17 protein-coding genes are annotated in these 18,994 nt (G+C 48.0%); 10 read left to right on the top strand and 7 right to left on the bottom strand.

Annotated elements, in window-relative coordinates:
- The first annotated feature begins 24 nt into the window (after positions 1-24).
- Positions 25-1,257, top strand: a complete 1,233-nt coding sequence (locus S7335_RS17305) for a DUF1501 domain-containing protein (protein WP_006454420.1) — start codon at positions 25-27, stop codon at positions 1,255-1,257.
- Positions 1,258-1,438: 181 nt separating this feature from the next.
- Here the strand turns inward: S7335_RS17305 and S7335_RS17300 are convergent, their stop codons facing one another.
- The gene (locus S7335_RS17300) at positions 1,439-2,053 is read right to left on the bottom strand and encodes a hypothetical protein (protein WP_006455702.1); all 615 of its coding nucleotides are present in this window, start codon (positions 2,051-2,053) and stop codon (positions 1,439-1,441) included.
- Between the two features lie 202 nt (positions 2,054-2,255).
- Positions 2,256-3,113 carry a LysR family transcriptional regulator gene (locus tag S7335_RS17295; RefSeq protein WP_006457169.1) on the bottom strand — a complete coding sequence of 286 codons (858 nt, stop codon included), beginning with the start codon at positions 3,111-3,113 and terminating at the stop codon, positions 2,256-2,258.
- Positions 3,114-3,335: 222 nt separating this feature from the next.
- Here S7335_RS17295 and S7335_RS17290 point away from each other — a divergent pair, with 222 nt between their 5' ends.
- Positions 3,336-3,827 carry a hypothetical protein gene (locus S7335_RS17290; protein WP_006457386.1) on the top strand — a complete coding sequence of 164 codons (492 nt, stop codon included), beginning with the start codon at positions 3,336-3,338 and terminating at the stop codon, positions 3,825-3,827.
- 405 nt (positions 3,828-4,232) lie between these two features.
- Here S7335_RS17290 and petC read toward each other — a convergent pair whose 3' ends face one another.
- Complete coding sequence (gene petC, locus S7335_RS17285) at positions 4,233-4,766, bottom strand: cytochrome b6-f complex iron-sulfur subunit (RefSeq protein WP_006454382.1); 534 nt, start codon at positions 4,764-4,766, stop codon at positions 4,233-4,235.
- Between the two features lie 308 nt (positions 4,767-5,074).
- On the opposite strand from petC, the gene S7335_RS17280 reads away from it, so the two are divergent.
- Positions 5,075-6,757, top strand: a complete 1,683-nt coding sequence (locus S7335_RS17280; protein WP_006454616.1) for a 2-isopropylmalate synthase — start codon at positions 5,075-5,077, stop codon at positions 6,755-6,757.
- Between the two features lie 41 nt (positions 6,758-6,798).
- On the opposite strand, the gene S7335_RS17275 is transcribed toward S7335_RS17280, so the two are convergent.
- Positions 6,799-7,344, bottom strand: coding sequence for an ester cyclase (locus S7335_RS17275; protein WP_006457669.1), 546 nt, complete (start codon positions 7,342-7,344; stop codon positions 6,799-6,801).
- A gap of 287 nt (positions 7,345-7,631) precedes the next feature.
- On the opposite strand from S7335_RS17275, the gene S7335_RS17270 reads away from it, so the two are divergent.
- Together S7335_RS17270 and S7335_RS17265 are read left to right on the top strand one after the other, a co-directional pair.
- Positions 7,632-7,970, top strand: coding sequence for a hypothetical protein (locus tag S7335_RS17270; protein ID WP_227500019.1), 339 nt, complete (start codon positions 7,632-7,634; stop codon positions 7,968-7,970).
- 216 nt (positions 7,971-8,186) lie between these two features.
- On the top strand, positions 8,187-8,582 hold the full coding sequence (locus S7335_RS17265; RefSeq protein WP_038016463.1) for a DUF4399 domain-containing protein: 396 nt from the start codon (positions 8,187-8,189) through the stop codon (positions 8,580-8,582).
- Between the two features lie 243 nt (positions 8,583-8,825).
- On the opposite strand, the gene S7335_RS17260 is transcribed toward S7335_RS17265, so the two are convergent.
- On the bottom strand, positions 8,826-9,212 hold the full coding sequence (locus tag S7335_RS17260; RefSeq protein WP_006456810.1) for a hypothetical protein: 387 nt from the start codon (positions 9,210-9,212) through the stop codon (positions 8,826-8,828).
- A 429-nt stretch (positions 9,213-9,641) separates the two neighbouring features.
- Positions 9,642-10,709: an aromatic amino acid transport family protein gene (locus S7335_RS17255; RefSeq protein WP_006453702.1), complete on the bottom strand. Its 1,068-nt coding sequence runs from the start codon at positions 10,707-10,709 to the stop codon at positions 9,642-9,644.
- A 215-nt stretch (positions 10,710-10,924) separates the two neighbouring features.
- Here S7335_RS17255 and S7335_RS17250 point away from each other — a divergent pair, with 215 nt between their 5' ends.
- The gene (locus S7335_RS17250; RefSeq protein WP_006454095.1) at positions 10,925-11,737 is read left to right on the top strand and encodes a hypothetical protein; all 813 of its coding nucleotides are present in this window, start codon (positions 10,925-10,927) and stop codon (positions 11,735-11,737) included.
- Positions 11,738-11,934: 197 nt separating this feature from the next.
- Here S7335_RS17250 and S7335_RS17245 read toward each other — a convergent pair whose 3' ends face one another.
- Positions 11,935-13,365, bottom strand: coding sequence for an MFS transporter (locus S7335_RS17245; protein ID WP_050766005.1), 1,431 nt, complete (start codon positions 13,363-13,365; stop codon positions 11,935-11,937).
- 76 nt (positions 13,366-13,441) lie between these two features.
- Between S7335_RS17245 and S7335_RS17240 the strand changes: the two genes are divergently transcribed.
- From S7335_RS17240 to alaS, 4 genes are all read left to right on the top strand, one after another.
- Positions 13,442-14,080: a phosphoribosyltransferase gene (locus S7335_RS17240; RefSeq protein WP_071777018.1), complete on the top strand. Its 639-nt coding sequence runs from the start codon at positions 13,442-13,444 to the stop codon at positions 14,078-14,080.
- Positions 14,081-14,112: 32 nt separating this feature from the next.
- Positions 14,113-15,096 (top strand): D-alanyl-D-alanine carboxypeptidase family protein, encoded by a 984-nt coding sequence (locus S7335_RS26145; RefSeq protein ID WP_006454048.1) that lies wholly within the window; start codon positions 14,113-14,115, stop codon positions 15,094-15,096.
- Positions 15,097-15,226: 130 nt separating this feature from the next.
- A complete protein-coding gene (locus S7335_RS17230) occupies positions 15,227-15,958 on the top strand; it encodes a hypothetical protein (protein ID WP_006455994.1) in 732 nt (243 codons plus the stop codon).
- A 354-nt stretch (positions 15,959-16,312) separates the two neighbouring features.
- Positions 16,313-18,976 carry an alanine--tRNA ligase gene (gene alaS / locus S7335_RS17225; protein ID WP_006457350.1) on the top strand — a complete coding sequence of 888 codons (2,664 nt, stop codon included), beginning with the start codon at positions 16,313-16,315 and terminating at the stop codon, positions 18,974-18,976.
- Positions 18,977-18,994 lie beyond the last annotated feature (18 nt).

The following is an 18,994-nucleotide window of genomic DNA, read 5'->3' as shown; positions in this document are numbered from 1 at the left end:
TAGAAATCACTACTAGACATTACTATGAGAAGACGCCAACTACTTAAACAAGCTGCCCTATTAGGAACCTCTAGTCTAGTTGCAATCGGTGCGAATGGCTGGGCTTGGCGCAGCGAGGCTCAAACAACTAGGGCTAACATGCCTCGGCTAATTGTCATTATGCTTAGGGGCGGTGTGGATGGTCTTAATGTCGTGGTGCCCTATCAAGACACAGACTATTATGAGGCTAGACCGACAATCGCCATGGCTAGACCGGGTGAGGCTAACGGTGTCTTCGATTTAGATGGCCAGTTTGGTCTGCATCCCGACCTAGAGCCCCTGATGGCCGAATGGCAGGCGGGAAACTTAGCTTTCGTTCAGGCGTCAGGATCATCTGCGCCTTCTCGATCGCACTTTCAGGCCCAAGACTATATAGAAACTGGCACACCTGGCGAAGCCTCGACCGCTACTGGCTGGCTAAATCGACTTTTAGCCCAGTTACCTAACGGGACGCCAACCACAGCGCTAAACGTAGGCTCGGGTGGAACGCTACCGTTGATTTTCTCTGGCCCACAGACGGTTGCGAATCTCAAGCTTACCCGTAGAGGCAGCTCTCCTCTGGCGATTGATCAGCCCAAGTTACAAGAGGGGTTTGACCAGATGTATTCTGGTAGCGATCGCCTCTCGACGGTCTACCAGTCAGGGCGAACAGCTAGAGATGTACTGCTTCGCGAAGTCAACTACGAGGACAGGCAAGCTTCACGGGGGGCGCCTCCACCTACCTATTTTGCCCGCAGCGCTCGCCGTCTAGCCCAGCTAATGAAAAGCGATGCTAACACGCAGGTGGCTTTCATGGAGCTAGGGGGATGGGACTCTCACGTCGGTGAGCGTCGCATACTACAGCGTAATCTATCGCTTGTTGGAAGTGGCCTAGCGACATTGGCTCAAGATCTTGGCCCCGTCTACCAAAATACGGTAGTGGTCGTGATGTCAGAATTTGGCCGTACTGTTTTAGAGAACGGCAACCAGGGTACCGATCACGGCCATGGCAATGTGATGTGGCTGATGGGTGGCGCTCTGCGTGGTCAGCAGGTCTATGGGCAGTGGCCGGGTCTTGATCTATCTGAGCGATTCGAGTCGCGCGATCTGGCGGTGACGACAGACTATCGAGATGTTTTAGAGTCGGTGTTGAGACCGCATTTTGATTTGGGTGATCAGGCGATCGCCCAAGTATTTCCAGATTATCAGGCTCAAAGCAGATTCGACCTGCTGTCATAGCCGCTAATGCCATGCAGCATTCCCCACTCGGCTTACACCCTCACTAAAAGCTACAACCCTTGATGGATGAAGCTTAGTACTTCGCAACTGGCTATAGGAGTGGCCTTCTCTCTAAGGATGCATTCAGCGGATTGTTTGTTGGTGAAGAACTTGGTTAGTATCCTATGGTGTTATCACCAGACTAACTCTGTTGAAGGGGGCGCACCCAGGCCACATAGCCTAGAATTAGCAGCCCAATTGCGCTTGCAGGCCCAATAAACAAGTGGTATATCTGATTACCCGTCGCGATTAGCGCAATCCCAAAGCCTAGAGCAATCACATTAGAGAATAAGAGATAGAGGAATACTCGCCAGTCCCGCATGACCATGAACCACTTATAGACGAAGATAATAGCAACAATCAGCTGAGGGATCTGAATAGCCGTTTTGCTGTCATTTAGTCCGTAGAGAAAGGGTGTCACCGTCATACCAGCAATCACTAGAGAATCTAGCAGCCTGTCTTTCTTCAGGCCCAAGGCTATAAACCCTACACCAAAAACAATAAAGCTATAGAACAGATTGTTTAGCCCAGAGATCTGACTGATGTACACCCACTGGTCATTCATATGCTCGGCAATTTCGTAAGATGTTGCGATCGCAAAGCAAGCATAACCCCAATAAATGCTAGGTAGCGATCGTAAAGCTAGCCTACTTGTGTAAAAATCAGCTCGTTTCGAAAAGATCCAAATGCAGATGGCAACAGCAATATAGACAGAGAAATGAGCAGCGGCGATTGCAAGTTTAAATCCAAAGGTCATATTTAGGTGAGTCAGGTTACGCAGATAGAATATACTTCACGTATCTAGTCTTTAGCTCATGGAGTCCTCAAGAATGCTGCTCAAGTACTAGCTAGATTTCTAAGTGTCTAGATTTCGAGTGTCTAAATTTCTGAGTGTAACCAGTCGAGCTAAGTGTGACTGTTTGAATGTGAGTATTTAGTTCTTGATTGGCCAGCACCTTCTAGCTGCCAAGCAGATCTAAGAACATTTTGACTGCGGGTGCAGGTGGCGTACTCGCTAACGTCGCCGCCCCAATCACTCGATCTAATCGAACCGGAAGCGATCGCACGTACACATCATCTGGGATCGGCAGTGCTGCCAGCCTAGGCAAAACCGCTGCACCTAGTCCCTGCGCTACCATGCTCACAATTGTAGAATCCTCCTTTATCACATAGGCGACTTCAAATGACTGTCCCCATTTCGCCCAGTGTTCTCTGACCGCGCTAGTGCATTCAGCATAGTTAAACAGAATGAAGGAGTAGGCGGATAGCGCTTCCCAGGTAAGCTCTTTGGGCGGCGGCGGTTCGCTCTTTGGTAATAGCACTACGTATTCATCTCGAGTGATTTCAACTGTCCGAAACTCTTCCGATCGAGGTAGCGGAATTAGACCAATATCAGCCTGCCCTTCTCGTAAAGATTGTTCTACTCCTGCGGGATCTAGTTCGAACAGAACAACTTCTACATAAGGGAATCGATTTCTAAAGCGCGCGATGTTGATCGGCAATAGGTGAGTAGCCGCGCTACGAAAAGAGGAAATTCGCAAACGAGATTTATAGAGTCCTTTCTCTAAATTGACTTCGTAATCGATTAGTTCTCTGATATCTAGCATCTGATGAGCATGGACTATCACGCGTTCACCAACGGGCGTTAGCCTCGCACCAGAGCGCCCTCTGATAAACAGCGGCACACCTAACTCACCCTCTAATGAGGCGATCGCTCGGCTTACCGCAGACTGCGATGTCTCTAAATGCATAGCCGCATCCGAGAAAGTTCCGTGTGCTACCACTGCCGCCAGCACCTCTAGCTGAAAGATGTTCATAACCGTTATCTATTCGCTTTCCGCATAGATGTGCGTCATCAGACGGTTTGATCCCTCTATGGAGCTGAGGCTAAGGTAAAGCCAACTTACAAGAACAAACTGTAAGCCAGCTAGCTTTCTCAACAGTAATCGCATTCTAGCGACTACTAATGTACTTGAGAAAGTGGGCAAAGTAACTAAAGTAGTTAACCACGCGCTTCGATTTTAAGGGCCTTCCTCCTCATGTTCCAGCTACTCGACTTTCAAAAGTTCAGAGACACCCCTAGCGTTCAGTTCTTCGATATCACCATTCCTGACTCCAACGCGAGAGATCTGGTGTATCACGAAGGTCCTGCCATCAGCCCAAATAACGATAAAAACAACGCTTGGCAGTTCTATCTTCATCCTCACCAAGAAGACAATATACTTGCACTTTCAGGCGGACGCACCTTCCATCTAATCAATTTTGAGTGGACTCACCCCTATCATGTCGTCCGTTTAGATGCTAATCGACACATTCTACGTATTCCCCCAGGTACTTTCCATCGTTCGGAATCCGATCTGAAGGGATCGTTAGTAATCAACCAGGCGGTGCGTGCTGAAGCGACAAACGTTCAGCGCGAGTTTCGAGTCTACAGTAGTGGCGATATCCCTAAGCTGAAAGACCTATTGGCTTCTCGGATAAAACCTTTCTACCACGGCTTTGACGAAGTGGAGTTTCCTCAAGCGGCTTAGTCGTACACTAATTGCAGATTAGTCATACAAAAGCTTAGTCGTACGGGAAAGTAACTCTGTTTCGTTACTCGTTTCTTAGAAACTCTGACAAGAGCTGAGTAGTCTAGAGGCATGATGCAGCGGCGGCGGGTAATCTACAAACTCAGCATCAATGATTTTTAGTTCGTCCGCCGCCATGGGGTGCTAAGTCATGCTAGCTCTGCACACTCGTATCAAGGTTCTTGGCTTTGGTGGTGGTTGCACAACATCACCATTGGGTAACATCTTGCATGAGGAGATTACGCTAGACAACTCGGCCAAGTCTTAGCTAACCAAGTCTCAGCTAACGCACCCCTGTATCTACGCGAGACTACAGTACTCAAAACTACTCAAGCTGCTATCGGATTTTTTCTATCTCGGTCTAATCTAAACCCACCAGGGCTTTTTCCCAGTACGAGGATCGATCTCAGTCCAAGGATGTAGCCAAACGGCATCATCTTTCACACTCACATGAACAATTTTCAGTGGCAAAGGTGCAGGTCCCCTTACAACCATACCTTCTTGGTCATAACGGGACCCATGACAAGGACATTGAAATTCCTGACCTTTCGGGACCCAGGGAAATGTACAGCCCAAATGCGTACAGTTGTCTACGATACCTCGCTTACTAAGACTGATATTGTCTTGCACCAGCAGGTAGGTAGGCTCTCCTGCTATCCCGGCGACAAGAGCTCGGGTACCAGGCGGTTCAACCAAAATCTGACCAGCTGGGATAGGATTTCCGAGCTGATCTCTAGCCAAAATACCGTTACCTTCGTTACTCTCTTTTGGTGAGATAAAGAATTTACCCATGGGATAGAGAGCATAGCCTGCGGTAGCAGCCACCACTGACCCAGTGAAAAAATTCATAAGCTGCCGCCGAGATAGAGACGGGTTTTCTAAAGGAAGTGCATTATCCATAAGTTTGGGCTCCTATCGATAGCCGCGCAGCGAAAATCAACAATCGTTCGTCCGCTCAGCGCTAGCTAAAAACGATTGACTAAGAGAGTGAATCTCAATTCAGCTAACATTTGAGCGCATGAATATGTGAATATTATGAGCACTCTTTGATCACCATAGACACTACAGAAAACACTGTCAGGACTTTGTCAACAGGTTCATCACGACTCAAGCTCCGTTTCAAAATCTGTTACCACGATTGGAACAGCTCCTTATAAAATAGAAAGCTAACGTTAAAGCACCGTTTTCGAAACCGGGAATCCTCTGCAATGACCCAGCTAAATTCAGCTAGCCCACTATCTTCGAACTCAGAGTCTGCTGAGTCAAAGCCGACCAAACCAGAAAAAGATAGGGTGCTGATCTTTGACACCACGCTGCGTGATGGCGAGCAGTCTCCTGGTGCGACTATGAACGTAGCGGAGAAGCTAGCGGTTGCTAGACAGCTAGCTAGGCTGAATGTAGACATTATCGAAGCTGGATTTCCATTTGCTAGCCCCGGCGATTTTGAAGCTGTCCGGGCGATCGCTAGCGAAGTGGGTACGCCCGATGGCCCGACTATCTGCGGTCTAGCTAGAGCCACTACAGGAGATATCGAAGCTGCTGCCAAGGCAGTTGCACCTGCTAGTAAAGGTCGAATTCATACCTTTATTGCGACTTCAGATATTCACATGAAGTACAAACTCAAAAAGTCCCGTTCGGAGGTGCTAGCCATCACTAAAGAGATGGTGGGTCTAGCTAGCAGCTTCACTAGCGACGTGGAATTTTCTCCAGAAGATGCGGGTCGCAGCGAGCCTGAGTTTTTGTACGAAGTGTTAGAACAAGCTATCTGCGCGGGCGCAACGACGCTAAATATTCCAGATACTGTTGGCTATCTCACGCCAGGTGAATTCGGTGATCTGATTCGCGGCATTAGGCAAAACGTACCTAGTATCGATCAGGCAGTCATCTCAGTTCATGGCCATAATGATCTTGGCCTAGCTGTTGCCAACTTTTTAGAAGCGGTCAAAGCGGGTGCGCGACAATTGGAATGCACTATCAACGGTATTGGAGAACGCGCTGGTAACGCTGCTTTAGAAGAGCTAGTTATGGCTTTGCATGTGCGGCGACAGTATTTCAATCCTTTCTTTGGCCTACCCAAAGATTCTGAAGCGCCACTTACCAACATTAGAACTCAAGAACTCTATAAATCTTCTCGCTTAGTCTCAAATGTGACGGGTATGCTGGTGCAGCCTAACAAGGCCATCGTAGGTACCAATGCCTTTGCTCATGAGTCTGGTATTCACCAAGACGGTGTACTGAAGAACCGTTTGACCTATGAGATCATGGACGCGCAGCTGATTGGCCTAAACGATAATCAAATTGTCTTAGGCAAACACTCCGGCCGGAATGCATTTCGCACTCGTTTGAAAGAATTGGGATTTGACCTTGGCGACCAAGAGTTGAACAAAGCATTTCTACGGTTTAAAGACATCGCTGATAAGAAGAAAGAGATTAGCGATCGCGACCTAGAAGCTATTGTCAACGATGAAACGCTGCAAGTAGCCGAACACTTCAAAGCTGAGCTGATCCAGGTTTCTTGCGGCAGTAATGCTCAACCTACTGCTACCATCACTATCCGTATGCCTGACGGACAAGAGCTAACCGACGCATCTATCGGCACCGGCCCCGTTGATGCTATCTATCGTGCTATCAACCGCATTGTAGATATTCCTAACGATCTAATCGAATATTCAGTTCAATCAGTCACAGCCGGCATCGATGCTATGGGAGAGGTCACTATTCGTCTGCGCCACGACGAGAGAATTTACTCTGGTCACGCGGCGAATACAGATATCGTTGTTGCCTCTGCCTACGCTTATATCAACGCACTTAATCGATTATATACAGCCATTCAAACAGGCGTTAGCGTCCATCCTCAGCGGGGAAAAGTACCGGCAGGAACAGGGGTTTAGACCGAAGGATCTCATCACTTGATTTCATTACTTAGTAGAGACTAGTACTCAGGTAGCTGGGGGTAGTGATCCGGCTGTGTGATTGAGCGCAACCGCTCGAATGTGTCATCTGTTAGAGTCTTGCCAGCCTTTAGACCCATTTTTATCAACACATTAGGACCAGGGACAACTTTTATCCCAAGCTGTTGAAGCATAGAGAGACTATCACCTAGTCCCCAGTGCTCAACGATTTTGCTATGGCTGACGCGATCAATATGCATGATGCTAAAGCTCACGTTCTTACCCGTAGCAGGAATTCCTTTAAAGCTGCCAAGGTGGGTGCCCGTGAATATGCCACAGGTAGTAACCTTGTCTTTGCGGGCAACGGTTTGACTAAAATGATGACGACCATCTGGAAAAGCGTTATACACTTGCGTGCCAAGCGCGGCAAATTCAGACTGTGTGAGGGGTTTTTCTATTCCAGCCATATGCGCGACTAGATCTGGCGACAACAAAGAAAGGCCAGTTTGCAAATGACGGTCGTCAAAGGCTTTGTAGAAGCGTAAGACTAGTGCTCTATTTTGAACGGTCAGTAGGTCGTAAAACATAACTAGCCCGCTGGATAATCGTCTTTTTACCTTAAGTAGGCAAATTATACGTTATCGTCAGTGGCGATCGCATTCGCCTAACGACAGCAGTTTTTAGAAGTTTCTTAGAATGCTCTCATCTGCCAACCAAGTGATCGCACCAGAATAAATCACAGAAAACCTGCATTGATTAAAGGATGATTGCCATGGTTGAAATGAACATAGATAGTCACACAGTCGTCAGCACGCCGATCACTCGAAGAGTATCCTTAGTTCTGCTATTTACTCGAATTAGTGTCTTTATCGCCATGTCTATTTGGGTTATAGATAAGTTCGCTAGACCAGAGCATGTTGCCGCTGTGTTTGAATCTTTCTACGGTATTAGCGGTGTCGGAGCGATCGCCTCATACGCATTAGGGATTGTCCAACTGTTGGTAATGATCGGCTTTTTTATCGGCTTTCAAAAGCGGATTACTTATGGTCTAGTGCTGCTAATGCATGCTGCTTCAACAGTAATCTCTTTTCCAAAGTATCTAGCACCGTTCGAATCTGCCAATATCTTGTTCTATGCAGCTTGGCCTATGCTAGCAGCTTGCTTTGCTCTCTACTACCTTAGGGATTTGGACACGCGTGCGACGATTGAGTAGAGAAGCCATTAGTTGTACCGTTCAATACAGTTATATCTGAGCTGTATTGAACGGTACAATAATTGACGATGTGTCTCGTCAAGAGGATTCAACATGAATTGCGTGGTACCTACTCTATTCCGTTTGATAGGGCAATGGATAGGTTCTATATGGTGTTTATTCCGTTTGATAGGGCAATGGATAGGTTCTATATGGTGTTTATCTGCCGTGTGCCTGATGAGTTTAGGTATAGCTGTGCCTAGCGCGATTGCCGCACCTTCGCATGCACCCGCCGAGGCAAAAGCCTACATCATTTCTCCGGCTGACGGTCAAACCGTCTCTCCAGAATTCACGGTTAAGTTCGGACTCTCTGGTATGGGCGTTGCTCCTGCTGGCATTGACAAACCGGGCACTGGGCATCACCATCTGTTGATTGACGTAGACAAGCTACCTAGTTTAGAAGATCCTTTACCATCGACCACGCAGATCAAACACTTTGGTGGTGGACAAACAGAAACAACCCTCGAGCTGCCTCCTGGTGAGCATACGCTTCAGTTGCTACTAGGCAATTACAGCCATATACCCCACGACAACCCGGTTCTCTCAGAGAAAATCGAGGTTACAGTGGAATAGGTTTTCATAAGTGCCCGGCTACAAAGTGTCCTATTGCCCTGAAGTGCCTTTCTATTCATGCTAAAAGCCCCGGTCGTCATTAAGATGGCCGAGGCTTTTGACTGTTTCTATTATTCGCTATTTCTAGCGGGATGTTTCAAATGATCCCTACTAGAACATGATATCCACTAGTTCGTCGATTTGATGACTAGCTAGCGAATGACTAGTTAGAACGATTTGACAGTTTTCCTAAAACAGTTCAACTTAATCGTCTCGCTCTAAAGAATCATTAGACATCCCAGGCAGAACGCTCTTAGCATTGCCGGGATAGATCTCAGCCATATTTTCAACGGCATCCCCAGTCTCTTCAGCAATGCGGTTTATACGCTCTCCAGGATTACCTTTTAACTCCTTGTTCTCACCTCGCCATTGGGCAGTGGTAACGGGGCGTCCGTCTGCCTCACCGCGAGCAATCATATCATTGAGCATAGCTTTGGTGCTGCTATTTAGGCTAGAATTATCCACACTGGTAGTGAGCAAAAACAGACCTACAAAGGTGATCGCAACAAAGCTCTGTAGCCGCTGGCCAATTTGAAGTTGCTTTAGCTGGCGAACAAATGTCATCACAGCGTGAGTGGTCGCTCTAAACATAAAAAAGTAGTCTCCCTTGATCTCTCTAACTTAATCTCTTCTTTAGCAGCATAGTGCTGTGGCTGAGCAAAAAGCTTCTAACAATGGAGATAGACCCCCTCACCTTAATGACATAGATTCGATGGCGTTAGAGCTACCATAGACCTAGTTTCAGTAGAGCATTCTGGACAATTACGAGGAGAGCAATTCCTATCATCACGGTGAGTAAAGCTCGATATAAGACTCGATGATTACAGAAGGGCAAAGATGCAATCACTAGGTTTTTGCTTGATTTCTTGCTGGAATCGCCTGACTTTTTGCTGATTTTCTCGTTCCGTCGATCGTCAAAGTGAGCATCTGGCCTATCGCCCTGGAGTTTCCACATCATTAGCGCTGGTATTATTCCGAACAAGACGGAATTACCAAAAGCGCCTGCCCAACTAACCGCGCTCAAAAAATATTCGGATTGAGAGCCGATAGCGCAAGTGGCGGCAGCAGAATCAGGGTATAAAACAACACTTTTCTTAGGATAAGACTACTGGGCCTAAAGTCTCTGAAAACATCTTCAAAGACACTGAATAGACCTAGCGCAAACCCAATAAAAGAAGTCGCGATCGCAAATTCGGAAAATACTGACGCTGCCGTCCGTATCCCGGGTCGACCGAGGCCGCCTCTTAGCAATTCAGTCGGCTCTAGCCCGTCTAGCCATCCGCCTCGCCAGTCTACACTGCCTAGAATCACCGCGTTCCAGATGGCAAACATCACCAGTGGTACCAGAGAGCCCAAGACAATTGCCCATCGCGCTCGCCGTTTGTCTCCTTCTAGCTGATGAGTGACAACGGGCACCACATTTTGATAGACAAAAGCGACAAACAGCACCGGAATGATAGCGCCTGCCGCATCCCAATGCTGATTGGCCCAGCGTGAAATCTCCACTTTCTCTACGGTCAGCCACAGCAGCCGCATAAAAGAGGCTATGACAACCGCCACCAAGATATTGTTCAATCCAGTGACAAAGCGCTCACTTCCCCAAAAGAGAATGCCACCAAAAATCAAGACGAAAAGAAGATGACCCATCCAGGCAGTCGAAAGTGTAGGAATCGAAAAGGACAAGGACGAATTTTTCAGCGCGGCGGTGAGAATGCTGCCACCCCTAGAGACATAGGCCACAAGCAGCGCGTAGTGAATGAAGATATAGACGGCTCCAGAGGCGATCGCACCACGCCGACCTAAGCTATTTTGAATCGTTGCTAAAAGACCTACTTGAGATCGACCCAGCCGCTGCATAACCTGCAGGTTGGCTTCTGCAATTAGCAGGCCAGAGATCAGCATATACAGCCACGATAGTATCATCAACACAGTCGAAGGCAGCAGCCCTGCAGGGGTAGTCACCAGCGGTAATGCCAGAATGCCCGCTCCGACTGTTGTTCCGGCGATCAAAGTAGCACTATCGAATACGCTGCCTGGTCTGTGTTTTAGTCGGGTGCCGCTAGGTTCTAAGTTTGAAAAAAGAGTCATATGACAGAGCAGCGTCGAATATAGTCGAATATATAAGGTGGCAATGAGGCAGTTACGACGGTGGGCGTAGAGCCAAGGAAATCTCTATCTGTCTTTGTACAAAAATATGTATCTTAGGATACAAAAAGTTAGGCCGCAGGAGAGAATCCCGTGCTTGTGTAGAGCTGCTTACATTAATGAGGTGGGAAACATTACATAAACTGAGGAGATAAAACATGAGAACTAAACCAGTGAATGATAAACCGAGCGGTAACGCAACTGCGTTGAAGCTATTGGCAGCAGCTTCTTTGTTCTTGCTACCGGCATGTGCATCACCTCAGAGCAACGACACCGCCGCTGAAGAAGCCAATGTTACTAGTGAAGAACTCGTTGACGACACCGCTAGCTACGTAGGCGAAGAAATTACCATTCGAGCTGAAGTAGAAGATACCGTTGACGAGACTGCTTTCTTGATGGCAGATGATGACTACTTCGATGGAGAAGGTATCTTAGTCATCAATGCCTCCTCAGAGCCTTTCGTTGTCCCTGATGTCGGTGAAACTGAAGTGCAGGTCACCGGTCAGGTAGAAACTTTCGCAATGACGGCTGTTTCGACTGAGTATGGTCTGACCTTAGATGCGGACCTGTATAGCGAGTATGAGGATCAGCCAGTTATTATCGCCGAGTCAATTGCGCTTGCCCCTGATCCGGGTGAGATTACGGAAAACCCGGAGATTTATTACAACAAGAGGATTGCAGTAGAAGGTGAAGTCGAAGATATCCTCGAATCTGGTCTCTTTACAATGGACGAAGAGGAGCTATTTGGCGGAGACGACTTATTAGTGATTCCTGGTGACCTAGTCTCCCCTGTCAAAGATGGAGAGTTTGTGACAGCGACCGGTGTACTCAGACCCTATATCACGGCTGAATTCGAAAGGGACTACGATTTGCAATGGGATCTTTCTGTCAAAGAGACCATTGAAGCTGAATATGAAACCAAGCCTGTCTTTGTTGCGGATACGGTCTACCCATCAGCAGTCCCTGAATAACTCAAGTTCAGTAGAAAAAACGAAGGTAAAGAATCAATCATAATTCTGTATCCCTTTAGTACAGCCTAAGTAGTATGACTTAAGTTTAGAGCAGACGGATGAGCCTAACTATCTGTCTGCTCTTTTTGTATAGAGTTTATGTAGAGCAAAATATCTACGTAGAGCGGGATATCTACTATAGGCATTGCCCATAGAAGTTAGGCGCCTTCTTGCTTCTCTAGTCGCTTGCGCTCAGCTAATTTCAACATAATTTCTGCGTGCATCTCCCTTGTCAAAGGATAGAAATACACCAGCACCATGCCACAAATAAGTAGAACTAGTGGTACTGGACCGGCAAAGAAGCGAATAGCTCTTAGCGCTGATTCGGACTGTTCAGCCAAGTTCTGATCGAAGCCAGAGACTTCTAGCGCTAGACCTACCAGGTAGATACCTAAGGCTAGACCAATCTTCTGTAGCAGCGTCATAAAAGCATAGAACGTTCCTTCTCGGCGACGTCCGGTTTTCAGTTCGTCTAGCTCAATCACATCCGGCAAGATAGACCATGGGACGACGTATGCTGTCGCAACTCCAAAACCTGCGAGCGCACATAGTCCGAACAAAATGCCTGTCTGTCCTGGTTGCAAGAAGAACAGGGCCACCTGCACCAGAATCCAAATTCCCGATCCTAAAAAATACAGGTTTTTCTTACCGATACGCTTGCTCAACGCGGCGCAGACAAACATCATCGCGATCGCCACCCCCTGCACTATCAGCGCTAGCAGGCTACCATCTACATCCATCCAATACTTGCCATAAAACGGAATTACCGCTGCTGTGATCTGTAGCGCTAGCCAAGAAAATAGATAGATTCCTACCACAAACAAATAAGGTCGATTGCGAACAACCACTTTTAGCTGCTGTGCAAAAGACTCTGGTTCTTCTTCTGCTATATCGCCTAGCGCCATACCGGCTGCCGTTGCTTTCTTAAGCATGTAGCCATAGGTGCCAAAGATACACAGGTACAAAGTCACAATTGAAATGACACCCCCCAATATCCCAAGCAAGAGGTATCTTTGGCCTTCGTCTTCGATCACCGCAGAGAGGACACCCGCTGCAATTAGGATCGATAGACCCCCGATAATAGAAGAAGATAGCCGGAAAGAAGTTAGCGAGGTGCGCTCGTCGTAATCCTGCGTCATTTCTGCGGTCAGTGTGCTGTACGGCAGGTTAGTGGTAGTAAAGAACAGCTGAAAAATCGAGGTGATGGCCACGTAGTACCAAAAGCTCATCCACTCTTTCTCAAACCCCGGTACTATCCAAATCAAGCAGTAGGATAGGCCAAAAGGAATCGCAGTTAAGAACATCCACGGGTATCGGCGGCCCCAGCGAGTGTTGATGCGATCGCTAAACAACCCCACCAGTGGATCGTTAACAGCATCCCATACCTTACCAACCGCCAGCACAGAACCTGCCACAACAGGGCGCATCCCTACCACATCTGTTAAAAAAATCAGTAGAAAAAAAGATAGAAACTGAGATGTTAGCCCTGCGCCTATATCACCTGCGCCATAAGCTAACTTTACTGGTAGCGTTAGTTTAGGCAACGGATAGTTCACCGTCGCCTGTGGCTGTGGCTCTAAGTTGGCCATGAGAAAACCTTGTATAAATAGATAACCGTGGTGTAGCCCGGCAGCAGCAATCGCAGGCAAGATGCCAAATTTTCCAATGTCAGATCTCCAAGTCCCTACTCCTCAACCTCCAAACATTCAACCCTCAGGCTCTCAGACCTCAAACCTTCAGAACTCAGATCTTCAACCCTCAGATCTCTACGTAACTTGGTCAGATTACCATCGAAGCATCGAACAATTGGCATTGATGGTACACCGCTCTGGTTGGCAGTTTAATCAGATTGTCTGTCTTGCTAAAGGCGGTCTACGTATTGGCGATATTCTTTGCCGTATGTCCAATCAGCCACTGGCAATTCTTTCAACCGCCTCCTACGGAGGCGAGGGCAATCGAACTCGCGGCTCGCTTACCTTCTCTAAAGACCTAAGCATGACAACAGCCAATTTGGGATCACGCATTTTACTAGTCGACGATCTCGTTGATTCTGGTCAGAGTCTAAAACGTAGTATCTCTTGGTTACAGCACAGATACGGTTTTTACATTGATGAGATCCGCACTGCCGTTCTCTGGCACAAAGATTGTTCGGTAATTGAACCTGACTACGCTGTTCATTACCTACAGAGCAATCCTTGGATTCATCAGCCTTTCGAAAAGTATGAGGACATGGACTGGAACCTATTAGCTCAAAGCTTAGTCCAGAATGCTGAGGTCGCGAAGACGGCTGCGGTAACTGACTAATCAACTCATCTGATGGTACAGATGGTTGCATTGTGCCTCTATGCTATACACTAAACCCCGTCACTCAAAGCCAACCTGCTGCTGTGAGTAAGCTACCTGTCGATCCATCCTCCAACGAGATTCCTGTTGCTCGTCGAGAATCAGTAGAAGTTTCGCTAGCAGAGGTCGAAAGCGCCGACCTTCAGCATAAGTCATCTAGTAGAGCCATGCTGCTTTCACTGGTCCTTGTGAGCTTTGCAGGACTAGGGGGGGTTGCGGTTTGGCAGAAAGAACGGACCTTTCTCTATATCAACACTGCGGCTACCTATAGCCAAAAGACGATTCTGCGGTGGAAAGAGGGTGTTAGCAAATCTACAGGCAACCGCGCCAATCAGGGTAACCAAGCCGATCAGTTAGGAGAGAGCACTGATCATGTGGCCAGTCTACCTGTTGATGCAACAGGCGATTCAAGTGAACTAGCAGACAAGTCGATCGGAACCTTGATAGAGGACCCAACAACGACAGCTAGCAGTCGCCAGCCTGATCGGCTGCTCAATCATCGCCGTTACGACGTTGCTGATATCGGCCAGTTAGTGCCCCTATCGTCAGGTAGCGACATCCTTCTTCAGCCAGAAGCACAGGCTAAGCTCAGTGCGATGCTCGCTGATGCCAACGCCAGCGGCGTACGATTAGGGGTTATCTCCGGTTTCCGGACAATAGAAGACCAAAACTATCTCTATTTTGATGTAAAGGCTGAGCGTGGCGAAAGTGCTAAAGTCCGCGCTGAGGTTAGTGCTCCCCCAGGGTACAGCGAGCACCATACAGGCTACGCTGTTGACTTTGTTGACCAGAGCCAACCAGATACTTTTTTAGAAGAAAGCTTCGAGACGACGCCAGCCTACAAATGGCTAGTAGCCAATGCACCGTTCTACAATTTTGAGATGTCCTTTCCCAAAGATAATGGCGCCGTAACCTATGAGCCCTGGCACTGGCGATACGTAGGTAACCAAGAAAGTCTAGAATTGTTCTATAGATAGTTCTATAGATAGTAGCTATATAGCAGTATGCGACTGAATTCATATATCGCGAATCGCGATGCCTATAGCTCTACTTACCCATAGATCTAACAGCCACTATAGACCGTAAATTCTTTTCTAATCGCCTTTGATGAACCCCACCACGCTTAATCTACTCGCGGTCTCTGTATTCGGCTTCACTATGCTGAGCTTAGTGGGACCACTGTTTAACATTTCGCCTGGTGCGGTGGCGATCGCGCTCTCCAGCATTGCTGGTGTCATTGCCATTGATCGTTTTGGAGCTCAAGGTAGGGGTGGCAACATTCTCATCGATCTAATCTCCCGCCAGTCTTCAGAATATCGTCAGCGGATTCTCCATCACGAAGCTGGACATTTTTTGGTTGCTCACCTGCTAGATATTCCGGTACAAAGCTATACCCTCAGCGCCTGGGAAGCCACCAAAGCTGGCGTACCCGGACTAGGGGGTGTGGTTTTAGATACAGCCGCTATAGAAAATGATTTGGCGACCGGCACGATCTCAGCCCAGCAGGTTAACCGCTACTGCATCTTATGGATGGCCGGAATTGCCGCTGAAACTCAAATCTATGGCAGCGCAGAAGGCGGTGAAGACGACCAGACAAAACTCAGACTCCTCTGGAAACAGACACAGCGAACGGCTAGTGCTGCCGAGACTCAGATTCGTTGGGCGCTACTACAAGCTCAGACGCTGCTAGAAAAACAAAAGCAGGCTTACGATGCTTTGGTAGAAGCGATGTCTAAAGGATCATCCGTAGAAAGTTGCTTACAGGTTATTGAGACGAATAGAGTTGAAGTAAGCAAGACCGATAGTCCTCAGCCGTTTCAGCCATCGTCTAGAGCTTAGGCAAAGCGCTCGCGATTCGTACAAGGTTAACCTTAGAATGGCAATGTCATATGTTTACGCCGCTAGCTACCTGATAGCGCTCAAGATGCGCTTTTACCTTCAGCTAATTTAACCCGCTCTATGCGAGTAGCTTCATCTAGATCAACAGAGTGCTATCCATAAAGATGTTGAGCTTCCAAAGCTAAAGGAGCCTACCGATGTTTGTTGTTGCTATTAAGCTACGAACCAACCGGATTCAAACTTGTTAGGACAAAATGCCATAGAACATCCTAGAGTGTGGCAACATTGATCAAATCTAGGGAATTTTGCCCTCTGTCAAAATTCGAGCTTCTCTAAAGCCTGCAGCCCTCGCTTATGTCTGTTACCACTTCAAACTCAAAGTCCAATTCTCCACAGCTTCCTTTCCTAAGCGGCGCCGACATACGCAAGCAGTTTTTGTCGTTCTATGAAGCTAGAGGCCACAGAATCCTCGATAGCGCGTCACTTGTGCCCGAAGATCCAACTGTGCTGCTAACGATCGCGGGTATGCTCCCTTTTAAGCCCATCTTCCTAGGTCAGCGCTCGGTAGAGTTTGATAGAGCAACCACCTCACAAAAGTGTATTCGCACCAACGATATCGAGAATGTTGGGCGCACCGCTCGCCATCATACGTTTTTTGAAATGCTAGGCAACTTCAGCTTTGGTGACTATTTCAAAGCGCAAGCAATAGCATGGGCTTGGGAACTTTCAACAGAGATCTTTAAGCTGCCTGCTGATCGCATTGTTCCTAGTATCTTTCGAGACGATGACGAAGCCTTTGCGATTTGGCGAGACGAAATTGGCATCCCCGAAAATCGGATCATTCGCATGGGCGAAGCAGATAACTTCTGGAAATCTGGTCCGACCGGCCCCTGCGGTCCCTGCTCAGAGCTTTACTATGACTTTCATCCTGAACGCGGCGACGATACTATCGATCTTGAAGACGACACCCGATTTATTGAGTACTACAACCTTGTCTTCATGCAGTACAATCGCGACGCAGAAGGTAATTTAGAACCCCTGCAGGCACAGAACATTGACACGGGTCTAGGGCTAGAGCGGATGGCTCAGATCTTGCAGGGCGTACCAAATAACTACGAGACTGATCTAATCTTGCCAATCATTCAGGCGGCAGCCCAGATCGCGAATCTCGACTACCACCAAGCAACTGATGCGCAGAAAGTATCACTGAAGGTGATTGGCGATCATGTGCGGGCGGTGATGCATATGGTCGCCGATGGGATTAGCGCCTCTAATGTGGGCAGAGGCTATGTGTTGCGCCGATTAATTCGCCGCGTGGTACGTCACGGTAGATTACTAGGCATTGATCGGCCTTTCACAACTGAAGTCGCTGAACGCTCAATAGCGCTTACTGAAGACGCTTATCCAGCAGTACGCACTCGTGAGACCGCAATCAAGAACGAGCTAGATAGAGAAGAGACCCAGTTTCTACAGACACTCGCTAGAGGTGAAAAGAGACTAGCCGATATCTTGGCAGAGCAGCCTAAGCAGGTGTCAGGTAAAGATGCGTTCGAGCTATATGACACCTATGGCTTTCCCTTAGAGTTGACGCAAGAAATTGCGGAAGAAAGTGGCATCACAGTAGATACTGAACGCTTTGAGATAGAGATGTCCCAACAGCGAGAGCGTTCAAAGGCAGCGCATGAAACAATTGACCTTACCGTTCAAAGCAGCTTGGACACGCTAGCTGAGCAGATTGACTCTACTGAGTTTATTGGTTATCAGCGTTTAAACAGTCAAAGTCGGGTAGAAGCGATCTTGATTAATGGAGAGTCGGTTGACCTAGCTGAAACCGGCGATGATGTGCAGATAGTCCTAGATCAAACGCCCTTCTATGCAGAGTCGGGGGGGCAGATTGGCGATCGCGGCTATCTATCGGGTGATACCGTTGTTATTCGCATCGAGGATGTGAAAAAGGAAGGGGCTTTCTTTGTCCACTTCGGTAAAGTTGAGCGCGGCAGTCTCACGGTTGATAGTCAAGTAAGCGCCCAGATCGATCGGGCTTGCCGTCGCCGTGCTCAGGCCAACCATACGGCCACTCACTTACTTCAGGCGGCATTAAAGAGTTTAGTGAATGAGTCAATTTCACAAGCAGGCTCTCTAGTTGATTTTGATCGGTTACGTTTCGACTTTCACTGTCCGCAGGCGCTAACACCAGAGCAGTTGCAGCAGGTAGAAAAACAGGTGAACAGCTGGATTGCCGAAGCTCATGACGCCGACGTGCAAACTATGCCGATCGCGGAAGCTAAGGCTAAAGGCGCAGTGGCGATGTTTGGTGAAAAATACGGCGATGAAGTACGGGTGATTGACTATCCTGGCGTTTCGATGGAGCTATGCGGCGGTACGCATGTGAGCAATACTGCTGAGATTGGCGTGTTTAAAATTATCTCTGAGACGGGTATCGCCGCTGGCATCAGACGTATCGAAGCAGTGGCCGGACCGGCGGTTTTAGACTACTTAGAAGTGCGCGATCGCATCGTTAGAGACCTTAGTGCCCGGTTCAAGACCAAGCCAGAAGAGATTAGCGATCGCGTCACTGCTCTACAAACCGAACTCAAAAATGCTCAGAAAGACCTAGCTGCGCTCAAGTCGGAACTAGCCCTGGCGAAATCTGATCAGCTTTTGAACAAGGCGGAAGCCATAGGCGGAATTCCAATCATTGTTGCGAATCTAGAGGCTGTAGAAGCTGATGCGCTAAAGACAGCCGCTGAAAGACTGCTGCAAAAGCTGGGCGATGGCGCCGTCGTGTTAGGGTCTGTTCCTACTGAGGGCAAAGTCAGTTTGGTCGCTGCTTTTAGTAAGCCAGTGATTAGTAAAGGGCTACAAGCAGGTAAGTTTATCGGTGGTATTGCCAAACTGACTGGCGGTGGTGGTGGTGGTCGGCCTCACTTTGCTCAGGCGGGTGGACGCGACGCAACAAAGCTACCTGAAGCTCTAGAAGTAGCTAAAGACCAGATAAAAGAGATACTCAATAGCTGAAAACACTTGCTTGAGGTT

This window comes from Synechococcus sp. PCC 7335, assembly GCF_000155595.1.
Classification (GTDB): Bacteria; Cyanobacteriota; Cyanobacteriia; order Phormidesmidales; family Phormidesmidaceae; genus Phormidesmis.
Note: the sequence above shows the minus strand (reverse complement) of the source record. Positions and strands in the feature narration are given on the sequence as shown.